This window comes from Frankia sp. CcWB2, assembly GCF_977927585.1.
In genome coordinates this window covers 1-8,870 of record NZ_CDWRCM010000180.1, presented here as the reverse complement: position 1 = coordinate 8,870, position 8,870 = coordinate 1, and the positions used below count along the sequence as shown (strand labels likewise).

Annotated in this window: 8 protein-coding genes and 1 pseudogene; 8 read left to right on the top strand and 1 reads right to left on the bottom strand. The window is 70.8% G+C overall.

Annotated features, from left to right (window positions below; all coding sequences use genetic code 11):
• Positions 1 to 694: 694 nt before the first annotated feature.
• Positions 695 to 2,377 (top strand): amino acid adenylation domain-containing protein, encoded by a 1,683-nt coding sequence (locus ACY45C_RS16975; protein ID WP_462188543.1) that lies wholly within the window; start codon positions 695 to 697, stop codon positions 2,375 to 2,377.
• 171 nt (positions 2,378 to 2,548) lie between these two features.
• Entirely contained in the window at positions 2,549 to 3,544 is a 996-nt protein-coding gene (locus ACY45C_RS16970) for an iron-siderophore ABC transporter substrate-binding protein (protein WP_462188542.1), read from the top strand.
• 509 nt (positions 3,545 to 4,053) lie between these two features.
• On the opposite strand, the pseudogene ACY45C_RS16965 reads toward ACY45C_RS16970, so the two are convergent.
• Positions 4,054 to 4,653 (bottom strand): annotated as a pseudogene (locus ACY45C_RS16965) (tyrosine-type recombinase/integrase); the annotation flags it as partial.
• Here ACY45C_RS16965 and ACY45C_RS16960 point away from each other — a divergent pair.
• The 6 genes from ACY45C_RS16960 to ACY45C_RS16935 form a co-directional block, all read left to right on the top strand.
• Positions 4,650 to 4,772: a hypothetical protein gene (locus tag ACY45C_RS16960; protein ID WP_462188541.1), complete on the top strand. Its 123-nt coding sequence runs from the start codon at positions 4,650 to 4,652 to the stop codon at positions 4,770 to 4,772. The pseudogene ACY45C_RS16965 and the gene ACY45C_RS16960 overlap by 4 nt on opposite strands.
• 171 nt (positions 4,773 to 4,943) lie before the next feature.
• On the top strand, positions 4,944 to 5,720 hold the full coding sequence (locus ACY45C_RS16955) for a hypothetical protein (protein ID WP_462188540.1): 777 nt from the start codon (positions 4,944 to 4,946) through the stop codon (positions 5,718 to 5,720).
• Between the two features lie 80 nt (positions 5,721 to 5,800).
• Positions 5,801 to 6,910: a hypothetical protein gene (locus tag ACY45C_RS16950; RefSeq protein WP_462188539.1), complete on the top strand. Its 1,110-nt coding sequence runs from the start codon at positions 5,801 to 5,803 to the stop codon at positions 6,908 to 6,910.
• A 32-nt stretch (positions 6,911 to 6,942) separates the two neighbouring features.
• Positions 6,943 to 7,377 carry a hypothetical protein gene (locus ACY45C_RS16945; RefSeq protein ID WP_462188538.1) on the top strand — a complete coding sequence of 145 codons (435 nt, stop codon included), beginning with the start codon at positions 6,943 to 6,945 and terminating at the stop codon, positions 7,375 to 7,377.
• A gap of 4 nt (positions 7,378 to 7,381) precedes the next feature.
• Positions 7,382 to 7,630 (top strand): hypothetical protein, encoded by a 249-nt coding sequence (locus ACY45C_RS16940; RefSeq protein WP_462188537.1) that lies wholly within the window; start codon positions 7,382 to 7,384, stop codon positions 7,628 to 7,630.
• On the top strand, positions 7,630 to 8,870 hold a 1,241-nt coding region (locus tag ACY45C_RS16935), incomplete at its 3' end, for a hypothetical protein (RefSeq protein ID WP_462188536.1). The genes ACY45C_RS16940 and ACY45C_RS16935, both read left to right, overlap by 1 nt.

Sequence of the window (8,870 nt, the reverse complement as noted above, 5' to 3'; positions counted from 1 at the left end):
GAGCCCCATTACGTCCCCTCAGGTCGCAGATGGTGTCTCCGCGCAGGCCGTACCGGCCGACGTGCACCGGCCCCTCGGCGGGACGCTTGTCAATCCCGCTCCGACCCTGCCTTCCGGTCCACGCATCAGTTCGGACGACGGCGATGTTGACGGCAAGAACACTTCCCATCAGGGGTCACTTTCCTGTGGCCGGGCAGGTATTCCGGGGACTCTTTTAGCGGCCCGGGCGCCTGAATCGCTATTTTCTGGGTCGCTATCGCCTGGATCGCTATCGCCGGTGCGCGTCACGCCCACGAGTGTATCGCACCCGTCGGGATTTCCGTACCGAGCGGGAAACCGCCGGTTCGGCGCCGGAAACCAGCACGGCGGTGATCCGGACCGGTTGGACCGGTTGGCCGGCCTACCGGCGTCCGGCGCCGCGCCGGCTGGCTCCGGTCCCGGAGGTTTGTCCGCCGCCGGCGAGCCCGGCGGTGGCGGTCCGGACCCGGTCCGGCGGCCACGATCTTGATTAAGTAAGCTTTACCTTGAGTAGGTAAGGCTTACTTGCTAAACTGTCAAAAGTTGATCACATCAAGGTGGGCGGCCTGACGCTGTACCGACCGAACTCCGCGCCGGCCGCTTCCCCGTCGGGTTTCCGGGGCGTGGTGGCTGACGCCTGGCATTGACGGTTCCCGCTTCACTGTCGACGGATGGAATGGTTGTGAGCTTGCGCTTTGAGGAACCCGGGCCACCGCCGGTCGAGCCGGCCGGCCCGCCGACGACGCTCGAGTGCTGCAATGACGCCAGCCTGCCCGCGCGGGCCTCGACCGTCGCCCATCTGTTCACCGCCCAGGCGCGGCGCTCACCGGGCGCGACCGCCGTCGTGGCACCCGGAGTGCGGTTGACCTACCGGGAGCTCGGCGCCCGGGTCTTCCAGCTCGCCCGGGCGCTACGGGCACAGGGCCTCGGGCCGGAAGACATCGTCGGCATCCGGCTGGTCCGATCAGCGGAGATGATCGTCGCGGTCCTCGCGGTCATGGTCGCGGGCGGGGCGTTTGTCCCGGTCGAGCCGGCCTGGCCCGACCAGCGGCGCCGGCGGGTGCTGGCCAACGCGCGAGCCCGGCTGATCGTGACCGGTCCGGCTGCGCCGGTGGAGTCCGGCGGGCTGGTGGACGGTGTGCCCGCCGTGCCGGTCGACCTGGGCGCCTGGTCCTGGGGCGGCGAGTCGGCCGAGCCGCTCGACCTGCCGGTCCCCCCGGCGGGGCTAGCCTACGTGATCTTCACCTCCGGGTCGACCGGAACTCCCAAGGGGGCGATGATCCGGCATGACGCGATAGCCGAACGGCTGCGGTGGCAGATGACGGATCTGTTCGCCTTCGGCGAGCACGATGCGTCCCTGTTCAAGGCGCCGTTGTCGTTCGACATTTCGATCAACGAGATTCTGCTACCGCTCGTCTGTGGCGGCCGGGTGGTCGTGGCGGAGCCGGACGGTGAGCTTGACCCGGGATACCTGCTTGAGCTCATCGAGGGGGAGCGGGTCACCTTCGTCTATCTGGTGTCGTCGATGCTGGACGTTCTGTTGGAGGCGGCGGAAGGGACGTCGGCGCTCAGCTCGCTGCGGCAGGTCTGGTGCGGAGGCGAGGTCCTGACACCCGCGCTTTTCGCCCGTTTCCGCGCCCAGGTCGACACTGCGCTCTACCACGGGTACGGCCCGGCCGAAACGACGATCGGCGTCTCTTATGTGATCTACCGGGACAGCGCCGAACGGCTCGCCGCATCCATCGGCCGACCGAATCCGCATACCCAGCTCCACGTCCTCGACGACTTGCTGGCCCCGGTGCCCTCCGGCGCGGTCGGCGAGCTGTACGTGGCCGGTTTCCTGCTCGGCCGCGGTTATGTGAACAACGGGGCGCTGACCGCGTCGCGCTTTGTCGCCAACCCGTTCGCCGGTGATGGCGCGCGGATGTACCGCACCGGGGATCTCGCCCGGTGGAACAGCGCCGGCTGGCTGGAATTCGTGGGCCGGGCCGATAACCAGGTGAAGATCCGCGGGATGCGGCTGGAGTTGGAGGAGGTCGAGGCTGCGCTGGCCGGGCACCCCCGGGTGCGGCGGGCGGCGGTCGTCCTGTCCCGGGACGCCGCCGCGCCCCGGCTGCTCGCCTTCGTCGTCCCCGATGCCGATCGGGCCGGAGCCGATGCCGGCCCGGCCGGCGGGACGCTCGCCGACGAGGTGCTGGCCTGGTGTGCCGACCTGCTTCCCCAGTACATGGTGCCGAGCGTCGTGACCGTGGTCGACACGCTCCCCGTCACCGCCGGCGGGAAGGTGGACCGCCGGGCGCTCACCGACCCATGCCCGGATTTGTCGGCGGATGGGGTAGACGAGGACGCCGCCATCTAATTAAGTAAGCCTTACCTAAATTACGTCTGCCTAGTCAGCGGCGCGTGACCACAAGGAGAGACGGCATCTCATGCCGGCGGACCCAGCCTCATCGCCGGATGGGAAGCGACCCGCGACCCGCGACCCGCGAGCCGTCCCGGCGCGCGGCCTGACCACGGAAACGAGAAAGCAGTGCGAAACAGACTGAAACTCCTCCTGGCGGCGATCCTGGCCGCTACCGCGTTGGCCGTCACGGCCGGCTGCGGCAGTAGCGACGACGGCAGCGGTGGGACGGCCGCGTCGGCGAGCGCGGCGACGGGCAGTTTCCCGGTCACGCTGAAGAACAAGTTCGGTACCACGGTCATCAAGTCCCAGCCGAAGCGGATCATCGCGCTCAGCTATGAGGAGGACATCCTGGCGACGCTCGGCATCACGCCGATCGCGTACGCGAAGAACGAATACAAGCCCGACGGCGTCTTCCCTTGGCTCCAGGGAAAGATCGACCTGTCGAAGAGCGCCGCTCTGGGCACCAGCGGGGACCTGAACCTCGAGCAGATTGCCGCGCTGCATCCCGACCTGATCCTGGCCACCAACTTCTACGGCCTGGCCGACTACTACGACCGGCTCTCGAAGATCGCGCCGACCGTCGGCTACACGGATGACGCCGGCATCGCGACCTGGCAGGAGAACAGCACCATCATCGGCAAGGCCGTCGGCCGCGACGCCGACACCCGGAAGGCGATCGCCGCCATCGAGAAAATCATCCAGGACACCAGGTCGAGCCTTCCCGGCCTGGCCGGCAAGACGTTCAGCTACTCCTTCTACTACGAGCCGGGCGGGCTCGCGGTCATCGACGACCCGAAGACGGTGTCCGTCCAGCTCTACACCGAACTCGGAATGAAGCTCGCGCCGGGTGTGACGGCCAATGTAGTGGACCGGTCGCTGAGCATGGAGAAGCTCGACGCATTGGACGCGGACTTCGTGCTGATCGGTTTCGCCACCCCAGCCCTGAAAACCGAGATGAACGGCAACAAGCTGTTCACCGACATCCCGGCGGTCAAGGCGGGACGGGTCCTGCAGGTCGACGCCTTCACGGCCGGCGCGGTCAACAACCCGACGATCCTCAATATCCCGTGGCAGCTCGAGCAGCTCAAGCCGACCCTGGCCAAGGTCGCGGACAGTAGCTGACCGTCGGTGAGTCGGGGCTCGCGCGGCGCGGCCATCGCCACGCGAGCCCCCGCACTGACCTACATCCGGACCGAACCCGGACTGAATCCGGATAGGACGGCCCCGGATCGAACCCGACACCAGACCCGGACCAGGCCCGGACTCAACCCGGACGGCTCTGTTGCGTCCGGCTGGCACGACCCTGCGCTGGCGGCCAGGCATGATCAGATGGTGACTCGCGTCCGTCCTCGTCGAGCACCGGGGCTGCGGCCTGGGCGCCGGCGGCTGCCGGTTCGCCCGCGATCGTCTCCGCTGCCGGATCTGTCGTCATGCTGGTCATCTGGTGCCTCCTCTACCTGCGCGTATGCACAGAGCATCACAGTGGAGTTACACCGTTGTTCTGGCTCTGCCGCACATCCGGTGGTGACTGTGCGTTAGCCAAGGAGGATCCGGTGGCGGAGGAGTGGGAAGCCGGCGCGGCCGTGCATCTGGTGCATGATCCGCTTGGTCTTTCTGTGGAATCAGAGTTGTCAAATCGACCCTCCCGGGCTTTGGTGGACACCGACGATCGGGAGGATGGTGGCGCGGGCCGGGAGATCGAGTTGTCGGGGTGTCGGCCCGGCCGGTGTGGGGATGCCGGCGAGCCGTTCCAGCAGCCGGTCGAGGGCGGTGCTGCCGTCGTCAATGGCGGCCTGCTCGTCCTCGGTGAGCGGGATCATCGCCCGCATCTTCTGCAGGTTCTCCTTGGCCTCCAGGATCTGTGCCTTGCTGGAGCCCTTCGGGGTATAAAAGTCACATTTGGCGCAGGCCATGCGGTGCGGGCACTGCTCGAAGAAGGTGTAGGTGCAGTAGCCGTGGCCGAGGTCGTAGTGCTGCCAGGGCTCGCCGGCTGCGGCGGCCTCGGAGGCGACGGCGTCGCGGTCGACGAGGACCTCGACCGTCCGCATGTTGCGGGAGAAGTATCCCGCGTCGTCGTAGGCCCGAGTCAGCGTGGCCGGGCTGATCTTCGCGTAGAACTGCGTCGACTGCGGCGACCGGTGGCCGAGCCACGCCTGCAGCTCGAACAGCGTCATCGGCTCCTTGGCATTGTAGAGCTGGCTGGCGATCGTGGATCGGGCCCGGTGGCTTGTACCTCACCGACATCGCCGGCGGCCTCGCCGTCGGGGTCGTGAGCATCCTGGTCACCGCGCTGTTGCTGCGCCGGATTGATCCCAAGATCGCGAGAAGGGCCGACCGGGCGGCGGACTGAGGACGGGTCCGGTGCGGAGCAGTCACCTCCGTCGCGCACCGCGACCGCGGAGTTCCCCTGTTCGGCGGACGCCCCCGAAACGCTCGCGTATTCTGCGCGATCAGGACGAGGTCCCGGTGACCGCCGGGAGATCGACAAGGCTGCACTCGACAAGGCTGTTGGGGAGGCGGTGTGGACTTCGAGGACGCCGCTCTCGTGCGGCTGGCGGACGAGGCCTCCCGCGCCGCGTTGTTCGACCAGGCCGCGCTGGCCGCCGTCGCTGCCGCCGGCTACGACCATCCCGAGTTCGAGGGCCCCTACTCGGCCGTCTTCGACAGCGTCGAGCTGGTCGTGGACCTCGCTGGGTCGGTCCGGTTGCACGGGATGGTCCGGCGGCTGGAGGACCCGGTCCCCTACGAGGTTGACCTGCTGGCCGCTGGCCTGGTCGACGCCGCCGTCCCGCGGGTGACCGCCCTGTGGCGGGGCGCCGTGGTGGCCCGGTACCGGCCGGCGGGCGAGCCGGTCACCGCCGTCACGTCGCAGTGGCTATCCGGTGGGCCAGCCGGTGGGCCGCCCGGTGGGCCCGCCGGGGACGTCGCCACCGGCCAGGTGCGGGTGGCGTTCGCCGACCCCGCCGGCACCGCCACCGTCGTGCGCCGGCTGCCGGTCACCGCACCGATCCTGGCCCGCGGCGCCGGGAGCGGCGTCGCCGCTCTGCTGCGCGAGAGCGCCGTCGTCCGCCAGCGGGTGGTGGACGCCGGCGGCGAACCCAAGGCGGAACCGCACCTGCGCCGGCGGCACGCCGTGGTCGTGGTCTGGCTGCTGCCCGAGGCCGTCTTCGACGACGACGACGGCTGGCCCGGCCCAACCGCCGGTACCCCGGAACAGCTCCGGGCGGCACGACGGGCTATCGCGGCGTCCTGGCTCGCCCGTCACGGCATCGCCCTCGTCACCGCCACCCTCAGCTAGGACCTCGGAGGAAGCCATGCCCGTCGCCGCCGCGTACCCCCTTCGTCGAGGTCCGCATCGACACCTCGGCGCTGCAGCTGGTGTCCCATCGCTCACCGGGTGTGCTCGCCGTGGTCGGCGCCACCCCGGACGGCCCCCGCGGCGGGACGGCGGCGGTGAACACCCCGCGACTCGTCGGCTCCCTGGCCGACGCCGGCACCCTGTTCTCCAGCATCCAGGGCGGCGTGGTGGAGGCGAACCCGCTGTACGAGGCGCTGCGGGTCGCGCTTCTGCAGGACCCCAAGCCGAGCACGGTCTACGGCGTCCGTGCGGCGGGCACGGCGCTCGCCGAAGCGCTGGCCTCGCTGGATGCCGCCGACGACGTCACCTTCGTGGTCCTGGCCGGGACCACGGCCGTCGGAGCGCCGGCTGGCGCCGAGGCGGCGACCGGTCTGCACGCGCTGAAGGCGCATGTGGAGTCGATGTCCGCCGAGGGCAACAAGCGGATCGGTGTCGCCATGGTCGACCCGGCCCGGCCGCGTAGCGCGACCTACGTCGATGACCTGGTCGACCTGTTGACCCCGCTGCGCAGCGACTCCAGCCGGATGGTGGTGGTCGCCGCCCGCGGCGCGACCGGGGACGTGGCCGCCGCGGCGGCGGCCGCGATCGCCGGGTACCCGGCGCAGGTGTCCGTCGTGCTCAAGCGGGTCCGCGGCATCCAGATGTCGCTGGCCGGGCAGTACAGCCCAGGCGAGATCCGAGAGCTGTCCGAGGCCGGGATCATCCCGGTCATCGATCCGGCGCTCATCGTGGGGGATGGCCTGCACTTCGCGGAGGGTCGCTGCTTCACCACCGACGCCACGCAGCTGTTCATCGACACCGTCCGGACCTTGGACGACATCGACTTCCGGCTCAAGGCCGGGCTGATCGGCCTGGTGGGCGACGCCCGGATCACCCGATCCGGGCTGATCCTGCTCAAGGCCCGGATCGAGGGCATCCTCGGGCCGCTGCAACGCTCGTCGGCCATCGACGGCTTCCGCATCGGCATCCCGGTCCTGGACATCCTGACCTTGCCGGAAGGGTCCCGCTCGGCGGCCGACCAGGCGCTCGTCGCCCAGGTCCGGGCCAACCGCGCGGTGGATGTCGCGCTGGAGGTCGTGCTCGGCCCGGCCACCCACCGGATCGTCGTCACCCTCGCGCCGACCTTCTGACGTCATCGCCGCTCAACGGAAGGGGACATGCCATGCCCGACTGGAGGTCTCGGCTCGCCGTCTCCTGGCAGAACACCGACGGCGTTCACAAGATCGTCCCAGTGGACTCCTTCTCGCCGACCTTCACTCTCGGCGCGGAGGTGCTCAACTCCATCGAGGAGACGCACATCGGGGTGGTCTACACCCCGTCCACCATCACGTTCTCCCTTTCGGTGAAGGCGATCGGGGACTCCGCGGCGCAGCTTACGGCGCTGGCCCTGGCGGGCGCGCGGTTCGACATCATCCTGCAGGAGACCGAGCACGGCGCGGACTGGTCATTCACCAAGATTGTGATCAGCGACTGCGTCATCACCTCCGCCGCCCCGACGAACGCCACGATCACCGGCGCCCCCTCGTCGGTGTTCTCCGGCTTCAGCCTCTCGGCGACGGTCGAGCCCAAGTCCGGCGAGTCCGCGACAGTCCGGTGACGGCGTGGCCGAGGATGCACGCCCCGGTGCCGTCCGGGTCCGCCAGACCGGGATCGCCCTCGTCCACGCCGGCGAGCTGGTGCTTCCCGCCGCCGGCAGCGAGGCCGAGCTGGAACCGGCCGCGGTCGACCCGCGCGCGGTCGTCGAGTACCACTTCCCGGTCGTGATCGAGGTGCGCGAGGCGCAGGCGCCGGACGTCGAGGCCATCGCGAAGCTGGCCGCGCGGCACATCGTGCGCGGGCTGCGGGACTGATGACCACCCGCGTCGTGCACCCCGTCCGGCTTGTCGTCGACGCCACCCGGCTGACCGACGCCGACCTGCTGGCGGACGCCGTCGAGGCCGGCGTGACCCGGGCGGTGCGGGCCAGCCGGGGCCGGGTGCTCGACGGCCTGCCGGACGGGATGGGCGTGCGCGTGCTGCCCGCAGAGATCAGCTGGGCCGGCGCGGCGGCGTCCGGGCTCACCGAAGACCAGCGGGCCGCCGTGGAACGTGTGGTGGCCGGGGCGATCGGTCGGGCGGTGGCCGCCGCCGGGGTGTCCGACGGGGTGCTGCGCCGCACATCCGCGGCGCAGCCGCCGGTCGGTGAGGCGGTGGACGCCGCCCGGTTCAGCCGGCCGTTGCGGCGCTACGTCATCCCCTCCTACCAGGGCGGCGACGCGGCGGTCGAGGTCCTCGACGACGACGGCGGCGGCGGCGAGCCCGGGGCCGCGGCGAGCCCGCCGGGGCGGACCGAGTCGACCACCGTCTGGTCGCCGGTGACGGCCGAGAACTACGTGCGGACGGCGCTGCGGGCGGTCCGGGTCTCGTCGGTGGCGCCGTCGGCGTCTGGGCTGGTCGGCGTGCTGTTCCTTGGCCCGTCCGGGGCTTACGAGATCGGGGCGGTCCACCCGGGCGAGCAACGGGTGGAGTCGTCCTTCCCGCTCGGCCGGTTCCGCTTCCCCCGCTTCGGCCAGCGCGAGGGTGAACCGCTCAGCTTCGACCCGGGAGTGGTGTACCGGCTGCGCTGGCAGGGCAGCGCGACGCAGGCCCGGACGGTGGTCACCGACTTCTACGCCGAGTCCTGGCGGCGGGCCGCCGAGCAGGCACACCCCCGGCTACCCGGGCAGAGCGCCGCGGACCACGCCGCGGCCATCACCGACCTGGTGGACCGCGCGCTGGACACCGCCGTCGGCCGGGCCGCCCGCCTGGCCTGCTACCTGCTGCTCACCGGCCCCGGCGGCCGGCGGGACCTGGTCGAGATGGTCAGCCAGCCAGACTGGGTGCTGCCCGGGATGGAGCTCGACCTGGTCCCACTGTCAGAGACCTACCAGCTCGACGACGATGTCATCGTCGTCACCCCGGCCGGCGGCGCGCCTGGGGCGGGAGCGCCTGGTGGCCCGGAGCCAGCCGGCGGACCTGGTGGTCCGGGTGGCCCGGGCGGGTCCGGGGGCACCGCCGTCGCCGGTACCGGGCCGGGCGGCACCGGGACCGGCGACGGCGACCCGGCCCTGTC

Excerpts from the sequence above, each read along its gene's own strand:
- ACY45C_RS16975 (WP_462188543.1), top strand. The coding sequence starts at position 695 with ATGGTTGTGAGCTTGCGCTTTGAGGAACCCGGGCCACCGCCGGTCGAG.
- ACY45C_RS16945 (WP_462188538.1), top strand. The coding sequence starts at position 6,943 with ATGCCCGACTGGAGGTCTCGGCTCGCCGTCTCCTGGCAGAACACCGAC.